General features: G+C 47.6%; 17 protein-coding genes and 1 tRNA gene. 10 read left to right on the forward strand and 8 right to left on the reverse strand.

Annotation, left to right across the window (positions count from 1 at the left end; translation table 11 throughout):
- Positions 1–85 precede the first annotated feature (85 nt).
- The 3 genes from AB0L18_RS05045 to AB0L18_RS05055 all read right to left on the reverse strand — a co-directional run bounded on the left by AB0L18_RS05045 (position 86) and on the right by AB0L18_RS05055 (position 4,972).
- Positions 86–760: an ATP-binding cassette domain-containing protein gene (locus AB0L18_RS05045; protein WP_367391489.1), complete on the reverse strand. Its 675-nt coding sequence runs from the start codon at positions 758–760 to the stop codon at positions 86–88.
- Positions 761–1,066: 306 nt separating this feature from the next.
- Complete coding sequence (locus tag AB0L18_RS05050; protein ID WP_367391490.1) at positions 1,067–4,594, reverse strand: SNF2-related protein; 3,528 nt, start codon at positions 4,592–4,594, stop codon at positions 1,067–1,069.
- Between the two features lie 18 nt (positions 4,595–4,612).
- Positions 4,613–4,972, reverse strand: a complete 360-nt coding sequence (locus AB0L18_RS05055) for a DUF1304 domain-containing protein (protein ID WP_367391491.1) — start codon at positions 4,970–4,972, stop codon at positions 4,613–4,615.
- 378 nt (positions 4,973–5,350) lie between these two features.
- Between AB0L18_RS05055 and recG the strand changes: the two genes are divergently transcribed.
- Both recG and AB0L18_RS05065 read left to right on the forward strand, forming a co-directional pair.
- The gene (gene recG, locus AB0L18_RS05060; protein WP_367391492.1) at positions 5,351–7,471 is read left to right on the forward strand and encodes an ATP-dependent DNA helicase RecG; all 2,121 of its coding nucleotides are present in this window, start codon (positions 5,351–5,353) and stop codon (positions 7,469–7,471) included.
- Between the two features lie 188 nt (positions 7,472–7,659).
- Positions 7,660–8,910, forward strand: coding sequence for an IS256 family transposase (locus AB0L18_RS05065; RefSeq protein ID WP_367388148.1), 1,251 nt, complete (start codon positions 7,660–7,662; stop codon positions 8,908–8,910).
- A gap of 87 nt (positions 8,911–8,997) precedes the next feature.
- Here the strand turns inward: AB0L18_RS05065 and AB0L18_RS05070 are convergent, their stop codons facing one another.
- From AB0L18_RS05070 to AB0L18_RS05080, 3 genes are all read right to left on the reverse strand, one after another.
- Positions 8,998–9,408 (reverse strand): hypothetical protein, encoded by a 411-nt coding sequence (locus tag AB0L18_RS05070; protein WP_367391493.1) that lies wholly within the window; start codon positions 9,406–9,408, stop codon positions 8,998–9,000.
- A gap of 140 nt (positions 9,409–9,548) precedes the next feature.
- On the reverse strand, positions 9,549–9,896 hold the full coding sequence (locus tag AB0L18_RS05075; protein WP_367391494.1) for a DUF3024 domain-containing protein: 348 nt from the start codon (positions 9,894–9,896) through the stop codon (positions 9,549–9,551).
- Positions 9,897–10,179: 283 nt separating this feature from the next.
- Positions 10,180–12,276, reverse strand: coding sequence for a hypothetical protein (locus AB0L18_RS05080; RefSeq protein ID WP_367391495.1), 2,097 nt, complete (start codon positions 12,274–12,276; stop codon positions 10,180–10,182).
- Positions 12,277–12,436: 160 nt separating this feature from the next.
- Between AB0L18_RS05080 and AB0L18_RS05085 the strand changes: the two genes are divergently transcribed.
- Positions 12,437–14,407: a WG repeat-containing protein gene (locus AB0L18_RS05085; protein WP_367391496.1), complete on the forward strand. Its 1,971-nt coding sequence runs from the start codon at positions 12,437–12,439 to the stop codon at positions 14,405–14,407.
- A gap of 303 nt (positions 14,408–14,710) precedes the next feature.
- Here the strand turns inward: AB0L18_RS05085 and rfbC are convergent, their stop codons facing one another.
- Positions 14,711–15,241: a dTDP-4-dehydrorhamnose 3,5-epimerase gene (gene rfbC, locus AB0L18_RS05090; protein WP_367391497.1), complete on the reverse strand. Its 531-nt coding sequence runs from the start codon at positions 15,239–15,241 to the stop codon at positions 14,711–14,713.
- 279 nt (positions 15,242–15,520) lie between these two features.
- Between rfbC and AB0L18_RS05095 the strand changes: the two genes are divergently transcribed.
- From AB0L18_RS05095 to AB0L18_RS05110, 4 genes are all read left to right on the forward strand, one after another.
- Positions 15,521–16,111 (forward strand): transposase, encoded by a 591-nt coding sequence (locus tag AB0L18_RS05095; protein WP_367390268.1) that lies wholly within the window; start codon positions 15,521–15,523, stop codon positions 16,109–16,111.
- Complete coding sequence (locus tag AB0L18_RS05100) at positions 16,053–17,198, forward strand: transposase (RefSeq protein WP_367391498.1); 1,146 nt, start codon at positions 16,053–16,055, stop codon at positions 17,196–17,198. The genes AB0L18_RS05095 and AB0L18_RS05100 overlap by 59 nt, the downstream gene beginning before the upstream one ends.
- 23 nt (positions 17,199–17,221) lie before the next feature.
- On the forward strand, positions 17,222–19,030 hold the full coding sequence (locus AB0L18_RS05105) for a von Willebrand factor type A domain-containing protein (protein ID WP_367391499.1): 1,809 nt from the start codon (positions 17,222–17,224) through the stop codon (positions 19,028–19,030).
- A 144-nt stretch (positions 19,031–19,174) separates the two neighbouring features.
- A complete protein-coding gene (locus AB0L18_RS05110) occupies positions 19,175–21,358 on the forward strand; it encodes a carboxypeptidase-like regulatory domain-containing protein (RefSeq protein ID WP_367391500.1) in 2,184 nt (727 codons plus the stop codon).
- 239 nt (positions 21,359–21,597) lie between these two features.
- On the opposite strand, the gene AB0L18_RS05115 is transcribed toward AB0L18_RS05110, so the two are convergent.
- Positions 21,598–22,077, reverse strand: coding sequence for a regulatory protein RecX (locus AB0L18_RS05115; RefSeq protein ID WP_367391501.1), 480 nt, complete (start codon positions 22,075–22,077; stop codon positions 21,598–21,600).
- A gap of 196 nt (positions 22,078–22,273) precedes the next feature.
- On the opposite strand from AB0L18_RS05115, the gene AB0L18_RS05120 reads away from it, so the two are divergent.
- From AB0L18_RS05120 to AB0L18_RS05130, 3 genes are all read left to right on the forward strand, one after another.
- Positions 22,274–23,083, forward strand: coding sequence for a mechanosensitive ion channel family protein (locus tag AB0L18_RS05120; protein ID WP_367391502.1), 810 nt, complete (start codon positions 22,274–22,276; stop codon positions 23,081–23,083).
- A 494-nt stretch (positions 23,084–23,577) separates the two neighbouring features.
- Positions 23,578–24,042 (forward strand): hypothetical protein, encoded by a 465-nt coding sequence (locus tag AB0L18_RS05125; protein ID WP_367391503.1) that lies wholly within the window; start codon positions 23,578–23,580, stop codon positions 24,040–24,042.
- Positions 24,043–24,211: 169 nt separating this feature from the next.
- Positions 24,212–24,283: transfer RNA gene (locus tag AB0L18_RS05130), tRNA-His, on the forward strand.
- Positions 24,284–24,300 lie beyond the last annotated feature (17 nt).

Below are 24,300 nucleotides of genomic sequence, written 5' to 3' on the forward strand. Positions count from 1 at the left end.
TCAACCCAACCGTATGATCGCACTGGTACGATCAGTAAAACTAGGAACGAGATTGGTCCCATCAGCTTTGTCCAGCACCCTATTTTTATTGTTTTTTCATTCGATTTGACAAATAGCCATTCTTTTGTAGGGCTTCCTCTCCTTCTACTTCATTTAATGCTCCATTCTTCAGCAAATAATTACGATCGGATATGTTCAATATATCTTGGTAGTAGTGATCAATCACCAATATGCCCTTTGTTTTCTTCAACTTCATCAGTAAGGCTTTTATCAAATCTTTGTAATTCGGATCAATCATTGAAAAGGGTTCATCTAGCATCATAAATGGATGATCCAGATGTGAAAGCAATACAATTTCCAGGTACTTTTTTTGACCTTCTGACAACTCACCATATTTCAACTTATCAAAACTGGAAATTCCTGGCGCATAAAACACTTTATCCAATGTCTCCTCATCTTTGTAGTACATTGGTATGATATTTCTAACGCTCATCTGGTTAGGTAAGAAACGATCCTGTGGTAAATAAGCGACTACTTTATCTCTGATGACTTTTTTTGCTGGCACTCTTCTGCCATCTATTTTAATCACTAATGAATCAGCTCCTAACACGCCGAACATCATCTTTAGCAATGTTGACTTGCCGCTCCCGTTTCTACCAAATAACCCTACTATCTCTCCAATTTCTATTTCTAAGGACAAATCTTTGAATAGTAATCTTCTTCCATAGGATTTTGACGCTTCTGCAATTTGCAATTTCATCTATAACAAATTGATAATCAATATATACACTCCTTCTCCAACTATCATTACAACTAAGTTAAAACTCCAAACGCTGGTGATCAACATTCTCTTGGAGTAGCCATAGTTATAATAAAAGTAATATTCTTCTTTCTTAAAATATTCATACCCTATGAAACCCACTAGTGTGCCGAGCGTTCCAAAAATAATAATCGACCAAAATAGGCCTGCATATAATGCTATCAAGAATGACAAAGCTAGATTGTAAACTGTTGAATCCAAGTAATATTTGTAGATGATATTCAAAATATGTGCTTGATTGCTTTCTTAATCATTATCCAGCTTCACTAATTCCTGCAACTCCTCATTCGAGTACTCTCCGATCCATTTCTCACCCGTGGAGACCGTCAGATTAGCGAGTTCTTTTTTGCCTTGCAAGAGCATATTGATCTTCTCCTCAAAAGTATGCTCGGTGATGAAACGATGCACCATCACGTTGCGCTTTTGGCCAATGCGGTAGGCACGATCGGTGGCCTGGGCTTCTACGGCAGGATTCCACCAGAGGTCGTAGTGAATGACGTTGCTGGCCGCGGTGAGGTTGAGGCCCGTACCGCCAGCTTTCAGTGATAGGATCATGATACGGGTAGCGCGATCATTTTGGAAGCGATCGACCATTTCGTCACGCCCTTGGCGGGAAACGCCCCCGTGGAGGAAAGGAATGGTTAAGCCAAATTCTGCTTCCAGCATGGTGACCAGCAGGTTGCCCATTTCCTGGTATTGCGTGAAGATGAGCGTCTTCTCTCCGCTCTGCTGAATTTCGTGAAGCAGGTTAAACAGCATCTGCATTTTGCCGGAATCCGCTGGCGACAAATCGCCTTTCTTTAAAAACTGTTGCGGATGGTTACATACCTGTTTGAGGGCGGTAATTAGTTTCAAAACCAGCCCCTTTCGCTCAATACCGTCCGTCTTTTTGATGGTTTCCATGGTAGTATCCACCACATTTTTGTAGAGGGCAGTCTGTACCGGACTGAGCTGACAAAACTGGTCTATCTCTACTTTTTCGGGCAAGTCTTTGATGATGGAGCGATCCGATTTCAGTCGCCTCAGAATGAAAGGTTCCGTGACTTTACGAAACTTTTCCAACTTCTCGCGATCGCGTTCAATTTCGATGGGTTTGGCGTATTCTTCCTTGAAGTTTTTCAGGCTATCCAGGTAGCCTTTGTTCGAGAAATCGAAAATACTCCAGTATTCGCTCAGGCGGTTTTCTACCGGCGTGCCGCTCATCGCAATCTTCACGGGTGCTGGTATTTTTTTGATGGCCTTGGTCTGGGACGTTCCCGGATTTTTGATGTTCTGCGCTTCGTCGATGACCAGGATCAGCCATTTTTTCTTTTGCAAAACGGCGGTTTCACTGCGCGCGACACCGTAAGTCGTGATGAGTACATCTGCCTGTTCCAGCGCGTCCATACTGCGATGGCTGCCGTGGTAAACATGGGTCACCAACGCGGGCGAAAAGCGGGCAATTTCCTTTTCCCAGTTGGTCAGCAGCGTGGTGGGTACGATGATCAGGGCCTTTTGTTTGTCCAATTCACCATCCTCTTTTAACCGCAACAAAACGGCGATCACTTGCAGGGTTTTCCCCAAGCCCATGTCATCCGCAATGAGGCTCCCAAAACCGATGCGGGTATTCTTGTACATCCATTTGTAACCACTGAGTTGGTAAGGGCGCAGCTGGGCCTGCAAGCCTTTGGGAAGGTCCACCTCGTCGCCTTTCAACAGGCGTTTCATCAGATGATGGGTTTTAGCATCCAGGGCCACTTTAGCGCCTTCGTAATCTTCCGCAAGGGCGATTTGCAACAGCTGTCTGCTGTCCAATACTGGAGGATTTTCCAGTTTATTGATCAAGGATTTGATCTCGTTTTCATCAAAAAAAACGTACTGGTCATTGAGCTTGACGATACCCGACAACTGCTTAACCAGTTTTTTAAATTCCGCTATCGTAATCTGCTGGTCGCCCAGGGCGATGCGCCACTGGAAAGACAACATTTCCTCTATGTTCAGCAAAGTACTTTTGGACACCACACCTGATTCCTCTTCCGAGCTAATCAGCATCGACATCTGAGGCCGAAACAGCTTGCGCAGCGCCTTGGGCAACAATACCTTGATGCCAAATAGGCGGATGGTAGGCAATACCTTAAAGAGCACCTCCACAAAAGCTTCTGCGTCAAAAAACAGGGCCTCTTTCCCGTGATTAGCAACCAGCCTATTGATCTGCGGAAAATAGTCGGCCAGCATGGCCAGGTCGCGCAGTACCTCCATCCGCAGACCCTGGTATTGCTTTTGGGCCAGCACTTTCGCCAATGGGATCGGCGCACTCAGGCGCTCCGTTTGCTTTTGTACGGCGATGTTCACCAAAAAGCCCTCCCCTTCTTCCTCATCAATCTGGATGACGGGCACAAAGTCTTTCTCTACCAGAAAAAACTTGTTCAGCCAAAGCTGGATAGCCACCGGGTACTCCCGGTCTTCGTAAGAGGAGAAAGCCAACACCGCCCCGTTGAAAAAAAGATGCCCCATTTCGTGTTCCGCAAAACGGCGCTCCAACCCGTGGCCTTCCTTCACCAGCGCACCGATGAAAAAAGCGAGCAGGGCCTGCGTATTATCGGCAGCGGTAGGTTCGAAAATCGCTTTTCCCTTACGGTAAAACAAAAGCTCCTGATCAACGATGGAACGCACCCCGGAGAGGAGACTTTGCACCACCGGATTGAGCAAAGCCGGCAGCCAGCGAATTTGGTAGTGCTCGGTGTCTGCGATCCGCAACAGCTGCGGCACGTAGGCCGATTGCTGCACCAGCTTGTGCGCAAATTGGTACAATAAAACGACACTCTTCAAGGCCGGAGAGCAATTGGGTAAGGCACTGACAGGCACCTGCCTCAGCCACGCTAACAGGGCCGACTGCTCATCAAACACCAGAATAGTTTCGCCCTGGTTATCGCCCATGGTGGCGGTCAGAAACTCACGCGCTTCGCCCAACAAAATCTCAATGTGCTCTACCCTGTCCATCAAGACAATGGCTTCATCGGTAGCTTCCGCCAAGGTACTGCTGGTGTTTTTCGCCACCGCGGTATAAGCCATTTTCAGCAGCTCCTTGAAATCCCCCCTCGGGTAAAAGACCGGATTTTCTGAAAGGATGGTGAGCAGATCTTCTTTGAGGTCCGGGATGCTCGAAAAGTCCAGCTGCTCGTACACTTCATCGTCCCATTCCGAAGGGTGGTAGTCCGTATTAAAAGGCTGTTCGAGCGCCGTAGTCGACAGGATGGCAATTTCCTGCTGCCCTTCGGCGGTATACCCCATTTGAGCAAGCTCCTGGAAGAGGTCAAAGTTATGCAGCTGAAAAACCAGGAAAGGATTCTTGTCGATTTCGTTGGCAATGAGGTACAGCACAGCAGCCATGTGCTTACAGGGCACAGCCCAGTCGGGGCAGGAGCAGCTCCCTTCCAGATCTTCCCAGGTGGCCGGAAAGAGGTCGATGTTTTTCTGATCGCAAAGCGTCTTCAATTCCGGCGGCAACACCCGATTGAGCAGCCGGGAAAGATGGAGCGGATTTTCTGTCACCAAGCCAACGAGTGCTTGTTTTTCTTTGGTAGTAAAAGCCGGAACGGTGTACGCCACCTTGTACGGACGCGGGCGCGAGCCCTGCACATTGGCCGTTATCTTGTTGCCTTTGATGACGATGTCCTGGGCCAGCCCTTTGTTGGCATAAGTGCGCCCACGCGGCAAGCGGTTGGAGTAATCGATATCGGCCAGCGCATTGAGCCATTGCTGGCCCCACCAGGTATTTCCGTAGGTTTTTCTCACTTTTCGCTAGATCGGGGTTTAGATCAATACCAACACCATCCCCACCAAAGCCGGAATGGTCTGCACGTAGAGAATCTGCTTGGCGGCCGTCATAGCTCCATAGATGCCCGCAATGGCAACACAAGCCAGAAAAAACAAGGCGACGTTCGACTGCCACAATTCATCCTTAATCAATAGAGACCAGATCAGCCCAGCAGCCAGGAAACCATTGTACAAACCCTGATTGGCAGCCATCACCTTGGTTTGCGGAAAGAGCTCTTTAGGAAACTGGCTAAAAACTTTGCGCCCCTTGGTCTCCCAGGCAAACATCTCGAAGTAAAGGATGTAGAGGTGAAACAAGGCAATGAGGGCGATGAGGATGGTGGAGGGTATGGACATAAGGTATATTGAACTTTAGTAAAACATCTCTAAGCTGTACTTTAGGCAAAAGCCCGTAAAACCCGCCTGCACAGCGGACAGGAGATGCGGGCTGCTTCGCGCCCTAGAGGTAAAGAGTAGAGGGATAGCAGACCAATAAGCATTAATTCCCAACTTCGATTAAAAAAGCCAATGTTGGAAAATTTTTAAGTCATTTCTACTAGCGTCGTTAAAGTCTCTCTACGCTATACTCAAAGAGGCGATTGCATCGCCACTCATCCCTTTACAATTTTAGGCATTTTGCCGAAAGTCCAGCCAAGTTAAAACATTCACTCGGTTTTTTCTCCAAAACCAACCAATTTATTGGTAACTTTGCCAGCTACCCATTGTTAAAGTTTCATGCAACCCGGTAAAAGTCCACTGCTACAGCAATCCATTGAGTACCTGAAGGGCGTAGGCCCTGCCCGGGGGGAGTTGCTGCGCAAAGAGTTGGCAATTCATACGCTGGGTGATCTGCTCTTTCAATTTCCTTTTCGCTACGTCGACAAAACGCAATTTCACCGCATCGGGGAGCTCATGCCTGATAGTGGTACCGTGCAGCTAAAGGGTATCTTGAGGCGACTCACCACGGTGGGTGAAGGCCGCAAGAGCCGGCTACAAGGGGTGCTCCGGGATGAAAGTGGCAAAATCGACCTCATCTGGTTCAAGGGCGTCCACTGGTTACAGAAAAACCTAGTGGTGGGTAAGGAGTATATCATCTACGGCAAAGTCACCGATTTTCGGGGCACCCTCAATATGTCGCACCCGGAGATGGAAGCCGCTGATGCGGGCAATGCCGAAGAGGCCGTCTCCTTTGCACCCGTCTATCCCAGTACCGAAAAGCTCAATACCAAGGGCGTAGACAGTAAGGTACGCAGCCGGATCATGCAGGCCTTGTTTGAAAAACTTAGTCCGGCGGATGTACCGGAGATTTTGCCAGATTATGTGGTCAAAAAACTGCGCTTGCTTTCTCGCTTTGAGGCCCTCAGAGCCATCCACTTCCCGACCAATGCCGAAGAGCTCAAAGCCGCACGTAACCGCCTGAAGTTTGAAGAACTTTTCCTCTTGCAGCTGCGGCTGATTCAGCTCAAAAAGCGAAGGAAAGGAGCCGTAAAAGGGTACGCCTTCACGACGATCGGCGATTATTTCAATACTTTTTACAAAGAAAAACTGCCCTTCGAGCTAACGGGAGCCCAAAAGCGTGTGCTCCGGGAAATTCGCCAGGACATGGGCCGCCCCATCCAGATGAACCGCCTCCTGCAAGGAGATGTGGGTAGTGGTAAAACCATGGTGGGATTGATGAGTATGCTCATGGCCATCGACAATGGTTACCAAGCCTGTATGCTAGCCCCAACGGAAATTCTGGCCCAACAGCACTATGACGGCATTCGGGAATACGTAGAAGGCCTGGGCCTCAAAATCGGCTACCTCACTGGCAGCATTCGTGGCAAAAAACGCAAAGTACTCCTGGAAGAACTCGCCGCCGGAGACATCCACATACTGGTCGGCACACACGCTATTTTAGAACCCCCGGTCATCTTCAAAAATCTGGGCCTCTCCATCACCGATGAGCAGCACCGTTTCGGCGTCAAGCAAAGGGCAAAACTTTGGAACAAGAACACGCCCTACCCGCCCCACGTGCTGGTGATGACGGCCACCCCCATCCCCCGTACCCTGGCCATGACCCTCTACGGCGACCTCGATGTCTCGGTCATTGATGAACTGCCTCCAGGACGTAAACCCGTTACGACGGAACACAAAAACGAGTACCAACGCCGCCGTGTCATCGGCTTCATGAAAGAACAAATCGCGCTGGGCCGACAGGTTTACGTGGTCTATCCCCTGATCGAAGAAAACGAGAAACTGGACCTCCAGGCCCTGGAAGCAGGCTACGAGCAGCTATTGCTCGACTTTCCCATGCCGGAGTTTCAGATCAGTGTCGTACACGGCCGGATGAAATCCGAAGAGAAGGACTTTGAAATGCAACGCTTTAAGGAAGGCATCACCCAAATCATGGTGGCCACTACCGTGATTGAAGTAGGTGTGAACGTACCCAATGCCAGCGTGATGGTCATTGAAAACACCGAGCGCTTTGGGCTTTCGCAGCTACATCAGCTAAGAGGTCGCGTCGGGCGCGGAGCCGATCAATCCTACTGCATCCTCATGTCCAGCTTCAAACTCAGCAAAGAGGGCAAAGAACGCATCGCCACCATGGTACGTACTAACAATGGCTTCGAAATTGCCGAAGCCGATCTCAAACTCCGTGGCCCCGGCAACATCGAAGGCACCCAACAAAGTGGTATCCTCAACCTCCGCATCGCCGACCTCGCCCAAGACGGCCGCATCCTACAAACCGCCCGTGAAATTGCCCACCGCATCCTCGATGACGACCCTAAATTGGAGAAGGAGCACCACCGTCCGCTCGGCATTCACCTGGAACAGCATTACAAGCATTTGAAGGGGTGGGCGAGGATATCTTAAGGAGGAAGGGTGTAAGGGTTGGAAAAGTGTAAGGGTGTAAGGGTTTTTACAAACAACCATCAACTATTCTCCAAGTCGGAAATCGGAAGTGGGAAGTCGGAAGTGGGGCCCGATCGCGATCGGGAGGAAGTCGGAAATAGGGAGTATCCATTGAACTGTGTCTGCGTCAAAAGTAGACACATTTAATTATGTCAAAGAAAACCAAAAAAGAAGAGACTCTGTCGGATTTCGATTTTGAGTCATATCGCCAGCAAGTTATTGCGGGCCTAATTCAAGGTAAGGGATTAACAGGAGAAGACGGTCTTCTCAAGCCTTTGATTGCTAACTTTTTGGAAGGAGCTTTAGCGGCAGAACTAGAAGACCACATCCAAGGGGAAAAAGCCCAAGGTTTAACCAATAAGCGCAATGGGCAGCTATCTAAGGAAGTTCGCTCCGAGGCTGGCCCTGTTGAGATTCACTACAGCCGTGATCGTAACGGTAGTTTCGAGCCCTTGACGGTCAAGAAGCGGCAATATGAACTAGGCTTAGGTTTTGACAACCAGATTCTGGAGCTGTACTCAATGAGTAACTCAATCAGTGACATTCGGTTGCACTTAGAGCGTATGTACGGGGCTCAGATGAGCGACAGTCGTATTTCGTCTGTAATCAACAGCACTTGGGAGCGAGTAGAAGCTTGGCGAAACAGTCCCTTACCTGCGCTGTTGGTAGTGATGTTCATTGATGCGATCTATTTGGATGTACGTCGTGATGGACAGGTCAGCCGTATTGCCCTTTATGTTGTATACGGGATTACGGTGGAAGGAAAACGCGAGATCATTGCTTTGATTCCTGGTCAAGGAGCCGAAAGTGCTACAGAGTGGGCACGTTGTTTACAGCAGCTTAAAAATCGCGGTCTAGAGGATGTCCTCTACATATGCAGCGATGGTTTGACAGGTTTACGTGAAGTGATCGCCGAGACTTTTCCTTTAGCTAATATCCAGCGTTGTGTGGTTCACAAAATTCGCAATACCTTTAAGTTACTGGACGAAAAGGATAGCCGTCAGGTTTTACGTCAGCTTAAGGAAGTTTACAACGCTGTCAACGAGGCCGAAGCCCGCAGGAAATTGGAAGATTTCCAGGTTTTCTGGCAAGGCAAATACGATCTGGTTGTAGACTTGTGGCTCAAAGATTGGGATGATTTAATGAGATGTATGCAATTGAGTCCGACGCTGAAAAAGTTGATTTACACGACCAATGCCATCGAAAACCTCAACCGGGAAATTCGCCGGGTGACTAAGGCCAAAGGCGCATGGGTCAGCGAACGAGCTTTGCTTATTCAGTTGTTCTTAGCACTGGAACGTAAAAAAAACAGCTGGAATAAATCAGTAAGAACATGGAGTGCTATTCGACGTGAATTAACGCTAGCACATGGGGATCGATTTACCAAACATATTTCCTAAAGTTGCAGACACAGTTCAATGGACACTCCCGAAATATCCCAACGGGTTATCTCGCACAAATCTACTCCGCTCTTCGCACCAAAAACGCTAATCGAAGGCTATTGTTGATTTATGTGGTGTGTCAAGATCAAATTTCACCAAAACAGAATCACCGACTTGCAACTGATAGAGCTTCATTCGCTCTTTCATGGTATATCTCAGCTTATCCAGGTATACCTGCTTATTCTCTTCCTCGCCATCCACTACATAAGAATATTTCACATCATATCCTTTAACGCCTAATTTACCACCGCCCTCTGACTCATATATTTTCTCAACCTTTCTTATCTGGGTCACTACCCCAATCGTTTCTCCCTTCAGTTTTATAGTAGACGCATAACGTAGCACTCTTGGCAAGATCCTATACCCACCAACTACTACGACTAAGAGGGCGATAACTTTAATTATGCCTTTGATATCATCACCATAAAGTAAAAACCACTGATGAATTTTCTTCAATTTATTATTTAGCGTTTTTAATGTGCTTGATCTGAATCTAATGATTTATCTAAATTCTCGTATCCACACTTCCATAGGTAACGTATCTCCTATTGCTTCTCCCGTGATACACCCTCTAAATCTATTTTCATTTGTTACTTTTATCCCCAGAAGCATCCATGAGTATCGGCATCTATGACTTCTAACACCTCTGACAGGGAGGTCATTTCTCCTGCTGGTTCATAAAAATCCCACTTCAGATTCCCTCTCATCCAATATAATCGCCACACTGACCTTGATTTGACATACCTGGCTTTCGCTACAGGTATTTCCATCTTTATTGAATTGTCCATCCAGTTTGGACGTATTTCAAATACTTCGAACGCTTGTCCTTCTTTTCGATATCCAATATCAAGCTGATCTCTAATTTCTAATGGTGGCCTCTTATTCTCAATATATCTTTCCAACAGCTTGGTATCGAAATCAATTATTTTCTCTTGATCTTTCATGGTAGCATTATTGATAACCCAAATTTGGTTTGGTGAAGATAGCGCTTACTTCGTATTCCGCACCTCGCACCAAAAAGGTGTATGCGTTGGAAAGGTGTAAGCGTCAAAACGTTGGTCATTCCCGCACTCCGCACTCCGCACGCAGCACTCCGCACAATTACACCCATTCGTATAAATACATTCATGCATTTACACAAATCTCAAGTGCTCTGTTCGGCGTTGGCTTTGCCTACGTCGGAGTGTACCCAAAATTCCGTTTTGCGCAAGGGTTACCCTCCCTCCATCACTCCAGCACCTTCCCCGCTAAGTCACATACCGTGTATTCTCCTTGCGTATCACTGGCAATAATCACCCCACGCTCCAGATAGGCATTCTCGTAAACAGCAGGCAGTATGATCGTCCCATCGCGGCGACCAATACCCCATCGTCCGTTTTTATAAATGCGGAATAATCCCAAGGCTGCATATTCTACGCGCTGGTATTCGCCGCCAAAAAGAAGTTCGCCGTTGGCGTCGAGATATTGTTTTTGATTTTCGTATTCAAAGGCGATCAGGCCCAGATCGGGATGAAAAAATAAGTTATCGAAAATTGGAGGAATGACCACTTCTGCCTTATCGCTGATCACCCCTTTTCGGTCGTGATCATTGAACATCACGTACTGGCCTTCGCCAAAAGACCAACTGTGCAAAGACCAGTTTTCTGTAGCAGGTATCTCCCGTCCATCAGGCAACTGAAAAACCCGTTCACCATTAGCTTTGCGCAGGTACAAGAAGTTGTCATCAAGCACAATTTCCTGGTGCTGACCAGTACCTTTATACAGTAGATGGCCCTCGCAATCAACGACCTCATCTATGTTGACCGTCTTCCCATCGACGATGGCTTTGCGTTTGATGGTAAAGGTTTTTCCACCGACATTCTTCAGGATAAACCCGGCAGGTTCATTCAGCAACGGTTCATCCTTGGCGTTGATCAACATGTGACCGGCGATATTTAGTGCACGATAAACGGTATCGGCACCACAGTTGCCAATGGGTGATCTCTTCCAATACCCCAGTGCATCAAGTGGAGTGACTTCTCCAGAATTGATATTCAACAACTCCCCGTATTTAACCTGCCCCTCTTGCCACAGTACTTTCAGGTGCTCGCCGTCTGGCTCCAACCCAAAATAAATATAGCGGCGATGCGGGATTGGTTCTTCGCCCGTCAGACTCACCAACCCAAACTCCTGGTAACTTTGCGTCAGCTGTAGGTATTTTCCAGCGTATAGCTTTTGTTCCAGCAAATTGTAGCGGGCAGGCACCGTCCATTCTCCCGCTTCGTTGATGACGCCCGAGAGGATGCGTTGCGTAATATCCGGGTCGTAATCTTCCACGTAGCCTACCACAAAATGCCCTGTTGGCAGGTAGGCAGCTACATCGGCGAAAGCCATTTTACTAATCAGTTGGCCCGCTGGGTTAATAATGTAGTTCAACAAGGGATCGCTTTCGCTAGACACCGACAAATAGCCTCGTTCCGCATCCAGGAGTTTTACCTTTAGCTTATCTCCACAAAAAACGCTTTTACCTTCTTGTAAATCTATCAGGTATTGTTCGTCCACAATCACATAGCGGTCTCCGAAGAAATTCAAGCCATAGTAGCTGTTCTGGAAATAGGTCTTTTGCCCGTTGCGGACGTTGAACCAATAGTACTTTTCGTCCTCGTAGCGGACTTTCAGAAAAGGAGTGCCTTTCTGAAGCGGGGTAATGCCCAACTGCACCGGAGGGATCAGTTCCTGCCCTTTAACATCAAGCAAACCATATCCTTTTGGAGTCATCACAATGAAGGCATCTTGTTGCAGCGGCTGAATGTGCAGATAACCTTTCGGCAAATAAGCCTTGCCGTTTTCGGAATAGTAATTGCATTGTCCTCCTTCGTAACCTACAAAACCCTTGTTTTCTGGACCTGCAATAATGGCATCAAAGCGAGGTTTGATGAGTTGCTTGCCGCTACTTTTGCGCAAGCCCCATTTGCCGTTTCCGAGAAATAAGACGAGGTCATCCCGCCATTCCAAATGCCCTTCCAAAAAGTCTTTGGCCTTACCCGTCTGCGTTCCTACATAAGCCTTCAACAAGGCTATCGCTTCGCTTGTCGAAGGGTAAGTTTTCGGGGCCATCGCTGCTACTTGCTCTTCGTTTATCCATTCCTCCGGAACTTCTTCGTAAGGCCATTCCTCTTCTTGCACCAGGTTTTGTTCTTCTGCTAGTGAGCACCCATTAGGGTCGAGGCCCAAAACTTCAAAAATGGTCGCCTGGGCAGGAAGTTCCTTTGCTAAAAGAAGAAAAACGGCCAACAAGGGCAGTTGTAGCCCCCACAAAAAAGTAAACAGGATAAACTTTCTCATCTTTGTCTTGAATAGTTTGATGTAAACGTCCTTGCTCTATTGTATTAAGCTCCAAAAAGTGAGCAAAATTGCTCACTTTTCCTAACAGAAGCGCAATAGACCCTTGACAACCTTATCATTTCTCCTTTAGACGCTCAGTAATATGTTACGTTGTTTATGTATGTTTTTACCTTTTTTTGTAACGCTCCTCAGCTTTCACAATGCTATTGCCCAATCCGTTTTCAGCTTGCAGCGCCCCCAAGGCAGCCTGATCAATGCACCAACCAAAGGGGATGTAGCATTTTTTTATGAAACCACCCACCCGATTAAAGACCAAATGGGGGAATGGAATTTCCTACTCAAAGAAAGAGAACGCGCCAGCGTCAACCTCCTCAACGAAGCAGGCGACTACCAGGAAATCATTCTCTATACAGAAGACGATGATGTCTTTTCCCACCTCCAATTCAGTTATACTGAAAACGGACAACTACAGCACATTGAAGAAAAAAACCAGCTTTATGGTACAGTGACCTTACTCAATTACACCTTCGATCGAAGAGGACGGGCCAGCTCCATCCGTTGCACTTTAAATGGTGCACCTCTCAACGAGATGGTTTTCATTCCAAAAGGGCGTTCCCGGCTCTCCGAAAAACTCGTCGCTCGCCAGCATAACCTTCAGATTTTCTCCGAATACCAGGATGGCCTCCCTCTGCAACGAGAAGTATTCGACACCAATAATGCACTTATTTCAAAAGAAATTTATACTTACAACAAACAGGGGCTCGTCAGTAAAACGGAAAGCTCCTTTACTGCTGTCAACAAAGGCAATAGTCAGTCCACTTTTACCTACCGCTACGACGACCGTGGCAATTGGGTCAATATGCTGGAGCATAACCACGCCACCGGCACCTTTACCCTGGTGACACGTACCATCGTTTATCGCGATCAGCTCCCGCTACGACAAGAACAGCCAGTTGGGCTTTGGAACTGCCCAATCGACAACCTGGTATTGGAGGTCTATGAAGACGGCTCTTTTGATTTGATAGATGGTCAGAAAAGAGAAGTCTTACACGGCAAGTGGAGCAACTTGGGCTGGGGGCGATTCCTGTTCAATGTTCGCTATCAAGATCATTTTGGTAGCCGACGGCCCTTTCGTTCCAACCAAGGGATGACGATGGAATTGCGCGAAGGGCGGCTTATGCTCTACGATAAAGACCATCATTTCGACTTCCTCGCAGAGGAAATAAGACCAACTCCGGAGATCATCAGGACGGCACAGGCACACGCCATTTGGGAGGCCGGCTTATGGGAAAGTCCGGGAAAACGCAGGGAGGATGCGATCCCTTCTGATATCAAGGCTGCTTTTGATAATGCTTACCCTGTGGCTCCCAACAAATTTCGCGTCTGCCTCGATAGTCTCTGCGGCATCATCAACGAAATGGGTGCCGTACTTTTACCCTTTGCTTATGAGTACATTACTCCGGTCGGACAGGATCTTTACCTGATCAATAAAGAAAACAAAGCTGGTTTGATCGACCAATTCGGAGGAGAAATACTCCCTGCTATCTATGATCGTATTTGGTGGGAGCCTAAAATCGGGTCTACTGTTTTTGGTACCCGTAAAGATGGCAAGCGATACTACCATGACTTAAAAAAAGGCGACTTTTTACCTTATGAAAAAGACGACATCATGTCATTTAATGACGACCGCATGGTGGTCAGAGAAGGTAGATACTGGGTATTGACTGATCGAGATTTTAACCCCATCACCAAGAAAGATGCTTATTATGTGATCAAATGTCTCAGTGCCGACCGCTATCTTGCTTCCAACCTAAGGAGACAATACTGGATACTGGACGCCGATGGCAACCGAATCTCTGCAATCCTCGACTACCGCAATATCAGGAAGACCATCTTTGGCTACCTGGAGGCCGAAACGTACGACAGTAATTTATACGCACTCCTTGATCATGATGGTAAACAACTCACACCTCCTCTTTATGAGCGACTCACCTTTTGTAGCGACGAAAAGGAACAGGCAGCACTCTTCTACGAACTTCGCAACCACAATGCCATCGCAAAATACCGCAAACCCAACGGCGAAGAAGGCTTTTTGACGGGCTTGGGAGAGGAGGTGCAAAGTCGGAAGTGATTCGAAGTCGGAAAGCAGAAGTCGGAAAGCGGAAGGAAAGGGCATGCGTAGGCCTAAAACGAAAGACCTGTCATCTGCTTGAAATGAATACGGAGAGTGTCATAAAACCAAAGTCTTCTCTTTTTGAACTTCTGATGGTTTATAGTCTGTTGCGGTAAGCAGGACAAGAAATATAGTTTCATTGCTCCTTAGGGTCGGGTTTGAAACCCGACTCTAGGGAGCAATGAAGCTTTTTTTAGGGTGCATTGTGCCTGGCCCATCTTGGATAAAATGCCCCGAGCACCTAACTCCTTCTCGCTTCTCCTACTCCAACGCAGCCCACAGCCGATCTTTTTCCGAAAGCTGGTACGGGACATCAAGTTCTGGCCAGATCACTCCGATGGCGGGATCATTGTAGAGGAGGCCACCTTCGGCTTCTTTATTATAGAGGTTATCGCACTTGTAACTGAACACGGCCGTTTCACTAGTGACCAGATAACCGTGCCCAAAACCGCGAGGCACCAGCAACTGGCGTTTGTTGGCTGCAGACAAATACACCCCATACCACTGCAGGTAAGTAGGTGATCCCTCGCGTAAGTCCACCACTACATCGAAAACTTCGCCTTGCGTAACTCTCACCAGCTTGGCCTGGGCAGCTGCACCTCGCTGGAAGTGCAGGCCACGGAGTACGCCTTTAGACGACTTGGCTTCATTGTCTTGTATAAAGGTATAATCGAGGCCGTGCTGGGCAAAAGTTGCCTGGTTGTAGCTTTCAAAAAAATAGCCGCGCTCATCTTCCCACACTTGGGGCTCAAAAACGAAAAGATCGGCAATCGGCGTCTCCAAAAAAGGCATAGTGTTCGTTTTATTCGATCCAAAGATAGACCGATCTTAAAATAATTTGGGCTTTTGTCCAAACTCCTTTGATCGGTCTATCCCGACTGAAGTGCTTGGGCTGCGCCCATAGCAGTTTGTTGTCGGGATATACGCAATAGACTTGTTCGGCCGGGAACATTTGGGGGCTGACTTGCTCTCTTCCGCTCCCACTTCGCAACCAAAGTGGTCACGTAGCTAAGCAGGGTGACCGGGAATAGGATTAGTTTAAGGCATAGAAAAATGTTATCATGTGTAACTATGGCGAAATTTAAGAATTATGAAATCGGGTCTGATCACTCAGTGATGATTGATTTAAGCCAACATCTTCCTTCCGAGCACCTAAGCAAGCAGATGGAGAGGATAATATCCAGCTTAGATACAAGTGCCATTGAGGCAACATATAGTGGTCTTGGACAAAATGCTTTGCATCCTAAATTACTGCTCAGTATCATTTTTTATGGATATGCCGTAGGCATTCGGAGCGGTCGGAAGTTAGCCAAAGCCTGTGAGGAAAACCTTGGCTTCATTTATTTGAGTAAAAACTATGGTCCTCAAAAGAGTTGCATCAATGATTTTCGTAGAGATAACTATCTGCATTTTGGAGATCTTTTCGTCCAAGTACTAAAAAAGTGTCAGGAATTTGGTTTGGGGGATGCCACTTTTAGTATTGTGGATGGTAGCAAAGAGGAATCCAATAGCTCCAAGGGTCGGACAAAAACGGCAGCACAATATGAAAAATGGCAACAGGTACTCTTGGATGATATTGCCTCATTAGAAAAAGAGCCTTCTGATGAGGGATCTCAAAAAAAAAATAGTAGCGAACAAACGCCTGTACAAAAAAATCAGTGATGCCATTGAGGTCATGAAAACCGATGAGTCCAAAAAGACGATGAACTTAACCGATCCGGATGCCCCGATCATGAAAGGTAAAAAAGGAAACTTTGATACGAATTATAATATCCAGGTAGCCTGTAGTGAAGATCAAATTATCTCCTATAATAATGTGGTCTTAGATGGCAATGATAAAGCACAACTGATCCCTGCTCTTCAAGGCATTCAAGCCAACACTGGTCAACAGGTCCAGGTTGTCCTAGCCGATGCTGACTTTGGCACTTTCGACAGTTTTGAATACATGGACACCAACAACATCTGTGGATACGTCCCTTACCGAGACATGAATGCCACTTTTGAAAATCAACCTTTTAATAGTGTTCATTTTGACTATGACGATCAACGAGATGTATACACTTGCCCGGCTAAGCACACCCTATCGTTCAAAAGCATTAAAATAGACCGGACTCGTAATAAAGAATATCGCCAATATCGCACGACGGCGTGTAAAAACTGCCCTTTCAAAGATGAATGTACTCCTAAGAGGTCTCCTTATCGTACGATCTTAAGAGAAGTAAGACAAGCATTAAGAGACCAAATGAAGCAGCGATTAAATATCCCAGAAGGCAAAAAGATGTATAACCGACGACTACACCCCATTGAAGCCATTTTTGGCCATTTGAAATACAATCTGGGATATACTCGGTTTTTACTCCGGGGCCTGGAAAAAGTAAAAGCGGAATTTACGTTGATGTGCTTGGCCAATAACTTACGTAAATTGGCCAAGTACCTCCTTTTTCCATCAATTTGGACAGTAAAGGCCATATTTTGGCTTCTCAAGGCACAAAACATCTTGTTTAACCCGATTTTTCAAAGAACTTGGCCGGAACCAATGGATCAATTCGCAGGAGTTACACTTGCTTATTTATCCTCATGTATTCCCAAATCCTATTCCCGGTCACCCTGTAAGGCTATGTTCCCACTTTGTTCGCTTGCGGGAACAAAAGATAGCGGCGTCTTCCTACCAAAGCCCCCCGGACGAACAAGTCTAATTTTAAGAAAACATTATTATGGCTTGTGCAATATGTTGCCGCTCTGCATCTAGCAACCGGACTCAAAAAAAAACCTATGAAAACCTGGTTAATCTCACTATTTACCATTTGCCTTTTCGCTATCTCCAGCGAAACAGATTATACTTTTAAAGGAACCGTTACTGCCGCTGATAGCGGTGAAGTACTCATCGGAGCCTCCATTCTCATCAAAGGCACCTCACGAGGTACGGTCACGGATATTGATGGCAGCTTTTCTTTAACAGGAACAGACTCCTGCCATACGCTGGTGATCTCGTATACCGGATTTGAAACCACCGAAGTGGAAGCCTGTTATGATCTCCCCATCCAAGTAGGTTTAAAAGCAGGAGCGGCTTTAGACGAAGTGGTAGTAATAGGTTCCGGTATTCGACAAAAAAGAGAATCAAGGGGTAGAGCTGATCGCAAACTATCGGCAGAATATGCTGGCGCACCAGCATCAATGATGGCTTCTACTCCTGCATCGCCGCGTTACGCGCCTTCTCCCGAACCTACGAGTGGCGACAACTACGCCACCATCACCGAAAACGATTTTATCCCTACCGCCACGGAAAATATCTCCACCTTTGCGATTGACGTGGATGCAGCCAGCTACAGTAATGTACGACGTTTCATCAACGAAGGCCAACTGCCTCCCGCCGATGCCGTCCGCAGCGAAGAAATGATCAACTACTTCCAATACAACTATCCTCCGCCCGTTGATGGCAAGCATCCCTTTACGGTAAGCACCGAGCTGGCCAGCTGCCCCTGGAATGATGAAAGTCAACTTCTGCTGGTAGGTATGCGCGCCATGGAGATTGCCAAAGACGACCTGCCTGCCGCCAACTTTGTGTTCCTGCTGGATGTATCCGGAAGCATGGATCGCCCGGATGCACTACCGCTGTTGGTAGAGAGCATGAAAATACTGACGGACAATCTTCGCCCTGATGATAGGGTGGCCATTGTGGTCTACGCAGGTGCCTCCGGCCTCGTACTGGAATCTACACCTGGCGATAATAAAACCAAGATCAAGGAGGCCCTTACACAACTAAGAGCCGGGGGCTCCACTGCCGGAGCTGCAGGTATTCAACAAGCCTATCAGGTAGCGCGAGAAAACTTTATCGAAGGTGGCAACAACCGGGTGATTCTGGCTACCGACGGCGACTTCAATGTAGGAATCAGTGACAACGGCAGCTTAGAAACCTTGATTGAGAAAGAACGCGAAAGCGGCATCTTCCTCTCTGTACTCGGCTTTGGTCGTGGTAACTTGCAGGACGACAAGATGCAGCTCCTCGCCGACAAAGGCAATGGCAACCACGCCTACATCGACCAACTGAGTGAAGCCCGAAAAGTGCTGGTCAATGAATTTGGCGGCACCCTCTTCACCGTCGCCAAAGATGTGAAAATACAAGTAGAGTTCAACCCCACTTACGTAGCCGCTTACCGCCTGATCGGCTACGAAAACCGCTTGATGGCCAACGAAGATTTCCGCAACGACGCCAAAGACGCCGGTGAACTGGGTGCCGGACACACCATCACCGCCCTTTATGAAATCACCCCCAGCATGACCGCCGGAGCCACCGATGCCGCCGCTATTGTGCGGTTGCGCTACAAACAACCTAACGCCAACAAAGCCTCGGAGCTGGCTTATAACGTAGATGCCCGTAGCAGTAGTTTCGGCCAAAGCAGCGGTAATCTGCGCTGGGCAGCCAGCGTAGCAGAATTTGCGATGCTGCTGCGCGATAGCAAGCACAAAGGCACCGCCAACTACGACCATTGCGAACAGATGGCCCGCCAGTCGGCCGGTCGCGACCCATTTGGCTACCGCAAAGAGATGATTGGGTTGATTGGTAAGGCGAAATCCTTATAGGGTTGAAAAAGTGTAAGGGTGTAAAAGTGTAAGGGTTGGGTATCCACTAGCCGTGTCGTCGGGATGCTACAACATTAAACAATACCTATAATCATTTAACGTCCGGGCTTAAGCCCAGACTACAAAAATTAAATCCAAAACGATATGAAAACGAATATTATCCTTTTAGTATTTCTATTGACTTGCAGCCTGAGCTGGAGTGCTTTTTCGGCTCGTAAAGTCAACGACATTAGCGGATGTGTCGTCAATGAAGCGGGGCAAGCCATGCTTTATGTTGATGTAAAAGATGAAAGTGGCAAAGTGCTGACGCAGACGGATGTCAATGGTTGTTTTGTGCTTGCAGGAGAAGCTCTTGTTGGTGCCTTGACCTTGTATTTCCCGGGTTACGATGTGCTTACTATTGATGCAGCATCGGCCAAAGCGATGACCTACACTTTGCCAATCATCAAACATTTGCCTGCTGTTTATACGCCAACGGGCAACACCCTATACCCCACAGAAAGCCGTGGTGAATACGAGATAACGGGCCACGTACAGGACGAAAGCAAAGAGGCCCTGATCGGAGCCACGGTACTGGTGGTAGGCACGACGATGGGTACGGTCGTTGATGTTGATGGCAACTTTAAACTGATGGCCCCAGCACCTTGTGTTGACCTCACCATTTACTATACCGGTTTTGAAACGCTGGAAGTAAAAAACGCCTGCGAAAAGAAAAAAAATACTTTTACGCTGAAAGCAGGCGTGAGACTTGACGAAGTGGTAGTAACAGGATTGAGTGCTCGCAGGGCTGACAAAAAAATGTTGAGCATTAGTTCTTACGCTGAAGCCGAAGCACCTATGACACCTCCTTCGCATTCAGCGCCACCCCCGCCACCGCCATCAGCGGTATTTGAAGAAGGACCTGCTTTACGGTCGGAATCTTACACCACTGACGCCATGTTCTCGACTACACTCGCTACATCAATGGAGGACAGTGGTGGCACTAAAGATATAGTAGCCAAAGGCATTGACCTCCCATCGGCAGGCCAACTGACCGCCGGAGAAATCAATGACTTCAGCAAGTGGGACATGTGGGCCGACATCAGCAAGGAAGACCTGGGACAGTACCGCAGCCAGTGGCAGCAATTTGCCGACCACCGCTACACCCTACAACTGACTACCCCAAGCGGAGCGGCCGTAGTAAACGCAATCGCTACCTTAGAAGATGGCCAAGGCAACGCCCTCTGGCAAGCACGCACCGATGCTCAAGGGCGGGCCGAATTGTGGGCCCACTACTTTCGGGATGTTGACAACCCAGCCAATGAACTGACCATATTGATCAACTACGAGGGGCAGAAAAAGCGCATTGCCAAGGCCAAGCCTTTTAATGAAGGTATCAATTTTGAGACCATCCGCACGGATTGTCGCGAAGAGGCCATGGTAGACATTGCCTTTGTGGTAGATGCCACCGGATCAATGGGAGATGAAATCAGCTACCTCCAAGCCGAATTGCTGGATGTAATTCGTCGGGTACGGGAAGGCTTACCAGGAGTTGACTTACAACTGGGCAGCGTTTTCTACCGCGACCAAGGAGAGGAATACCTGACGCGCGTGCAGGCCTTCACTAAGGAGTCAAAAACTGCGGTATCTTTTGTAGAACAACAGCAGGCCCAAGGCGGCGGCGATTATCCTGAGGCCGTAGAAGCCGCTTTAGAAAGTGCATTGGATTCGCTACAATGGCGTGATGCAGCCAGTACACGTTTGTTGTTCCTGGTATTGGACGCCCCACCCCACCAAGAAGAAGAAAATATCAAGCGGATGCAGGTGGCCATCACCAAGGCAGCTCAGCGGGGTATTCAGATCATTCCGGTAAGCTGTAGCGGAGTGGATAAGAATACCGAGTTCCTCCTCCGTAGCATGGCGCTGGCGACCAATGGCACCTATACCTTCATTACCGACCACAGTGGTATTGGCAACAGCCATATCGAACCCTCTACCGATAGCTACGAAGTAGAATACCTCAATGATGTACTGGCTCGCCTGAGTATTGATCGCAGCAAGTTGAGTACCTGTGAGACCCCAATAGCAGAAACCACTATTGACGAACCCGCCGACCGCGGATGGACCTACTACCCCAACCCGACCAGCGGACCGATCAGTCTGAACTTCACGGATACCCCTGGCACCCTCTACTTGGCGGATGCACAAGGGAAACTCTTGCTCCAGCAAAATGCACAGGACCAGTTTGACATGGATTTGGGCCGTTATCCTGCCGGCACCTACTGGCTCCGCCACGAAGCCCAAGACGGCACCTGGACCCAGGGGCAGGTGTTGTTGTTGAGGAGATAAAGTGTGTAAGGGTTGGAAAAGTGTAAGGGTTTTCAAAGTCGGAAATCGGAGGTGGGAAGTCGGAAGTATCTGTATTTAGCTAGTAGGAAAATTTCCCCTCTTTAATCTACGTGTACCTCGTTACTTCCCACTTCCGACTTTGGTGCAGGGATCGGTCAGTCATGCAGCTACTAGGGTCAATCAACGCTTACACCCTTACACCTACCCAACTTTTACACCGTATTACACCCACCCAACTTTTACACTTTTGACCTCATCTCCCTAAGTATCTCCCATATCAAAGGAAATTCATATCCGCGGCCATTGGCGTAGACGGCAGCTTTCTGGTGGGCAGTAAAATCATCATACTTACGCGTATAGTCTGATATTTTTTTCTCTAGGATGGCACGCAGACAAGCCATGTATTCTTCCTCCTCTATTTCTTCTAATCCTTTTTTAGTGCAATAAGCCGATATTTTGCGCATTTTAAGCTCTTGCTTAATGCGGATGCGGCCCCATTTCTTGAGGCGAAATTTACCACGTACGTAGGAACGTGCGAAGCGTTCTTCATCCAGGAAACGTTCAACAATCAGCTCGGCCATTACCTCTTCCAGGGTATCGCCATAGACCCCCAACTCAATCAATTTACTGCGTACCTCCGAGTGGCAACGATCCTGATAAGCGCAAAATCGTTGAAGTTTTCTTAAGGCTTGGGCCTTGGTGAGGTACTTTTTCTGCATAAAGTTTTGCTATTTTGGAGGAACGTTCCGTTACTTGTTTATTTTTGTACGTCATTATCCCGACGAGACATTCATCCCATCTGATACAATAAACACTGTTGATTAGTTCTGTGCTATCGTTTGCTCCTATGCTGCTTTGCAGCTGCCAAGAATGTATTCCATTAATACCCATTAATTATAAAAATCGAGAACGATTATGGACTTTTTTGACTTAGATAAATTATCAGAACTTATTACCGCTTATGCTCCTAAAGTGGTAGGTGCGCTACTTACACTGATCATTGGTTTCTGGATAGTAGGCCGAGTTATCCGTGCCGTTGAGAAAAGCATGGAGAAGCGGAAGATGGATGAAACCATCCGTCCATTCCTTACCTCTTTGATCAGTGTGGGGCTCAAAGTAATGATTTTATTGGCTGCTGCCAGCATGTTTGGCATTGAGATCACCTCTTTTGTGGCGATTTTTGGTGCTATGGCTTTTGCCGTTGGTTTGGCACTACAAGGCAGCTTGGGGCATTTTGCCAGTGGTGTACTACTACTCACCTTCCGTCCTTACAAAGTAGGCGACCTGGTGACCATCGGTGGTGGCCAAACGGGCACGGTCGTAGGCATTCAGATTTTCAACACTGTATTAGCCACCCTTGACAACAAGCGTATCATTGTCCCCAACGGTGTCGTAACCAGCAATGTCATCACCAACATCTCTGGCCAGGGAACCATTGGTGTAGAACTCACCTTCGGTATCGGCTACGGCGACAGCATCGACAAAGCCCGCGAGATTATCCTCCGCGTTGGCAAAGAATGCCCCTGGATTCTTGATGAACCCAAACAGGGAGTCGTCGTCGGCGAACTCGGCGACAGCTCGGTCAATCTCAACACTCGCCCCTTCTGTAAAAGTGAACACTACTGGGATACTTTCTTCTACATGCAAGAAAACGTGAAAAAAGGCTTTGATGCTGGTGGTGTAAGCATTCCGTTTCCGCAGATGGATGTGCATATGGATAAGTAAAGTCGGAAGTGGGAAGTAAGCTGGTGCTAAAGGCATGGCTATACTAAAAGTGTAAGGGTGTAAAGGTTAGGTGACCAAATGGAGGGAATCACCTAAATCTCGCACCAAAAATCGGAAGTCGGAAGTGGGAAGTCGGAAGTATTTTCGCCCCCTTTAGCTAAAAGGTGTATGCCGAAGGCCCCGTAGGGATCACTATGTGGCATGGCTATGCCAAAGGTAGGGTGCCCAAATCAACCATCTCAAAATCGGAAGTATTTGAAGACAGTTAGTGATTTAGGTATGCCCTACCTATTCGTGTCGCGCTACTTCCGACTTCCCACTTCCCACCTCCGATTTTGAAAATTACGACTTCCTCTGAGGAACTTTTTTACGTTTCTAAGCATTTTTCTTTGCGCAAAGACGCGGGTATCCGTATCTTTGGCGCGCTTAACAGCAAGGGCCTATAGCTCAGTTGGTTAGAGCACCGGACTCATCAAAGGAGAGTTTCAATAATCATGAAGAAGTTTTGTGTAGTATGCGAGGTCCCTTTATCGGGTCAAAAAAAGATGTATTGCGGGAATACTTGCAAACAAAAGCATCATTACCATCGTGTAAAAGCACAAACTAACACTTACCATTCCCAAACGATTCGAGCTATTTCAAGGAAACTTGAGTTGATTGAGCTTTTAGGTGGAAAGTGTAATTCATGCGGCTACTCAAAAAATATTGCCGCTCTTCAATTTCATCATCTTGATCCAGAGGTTAAAGCTTTTAAACTAGGGCATAGGATGTTATCAAACAGAAGTTGGGAAGCAATATTGGAAGAGGTTGAAAAATGTATTCTCTTATGTGCAAACTGCCATGCAGAAGAACATAATCCAGAATATGCTTTAAATGCCGTCAAAAAGACGCTCCGCGGTGCCTCTCGTCGGAAACGGCGAGATGAGCAGGGGGTTAACTCAGGGAAACCTAAACCGTAATATTTACGATACGGCAATCCTGAGCCAAGCCTGGAGAAGATCATCCCAATCTTGATTGGGAAGTACCCAGGAAGGTGCAGAGACTAGAAGGTGAGGAGATCAACCAATAAGCCTTCCTCGAACGCCCCCCGCCTAAGTTCCAAAATTTATTTTGGAATAGGGCGATGATATAGTCCTACCCCATGGCGAAAGCTGCGGAAGGTGAATCCGTAGGTCGTAGGTTCAAGCCCTACTGGGCCCACTCTCAGAAAGCCGTAA

Source organism: Lewinella sp. LCG006 (genome assembly GCF_040784935.1).
Taxonomy (GTDB): Bacteria; Bacteroidota; Bacteroidia; order Chitinophagales; family Saprospiraceae; genus Lewinella.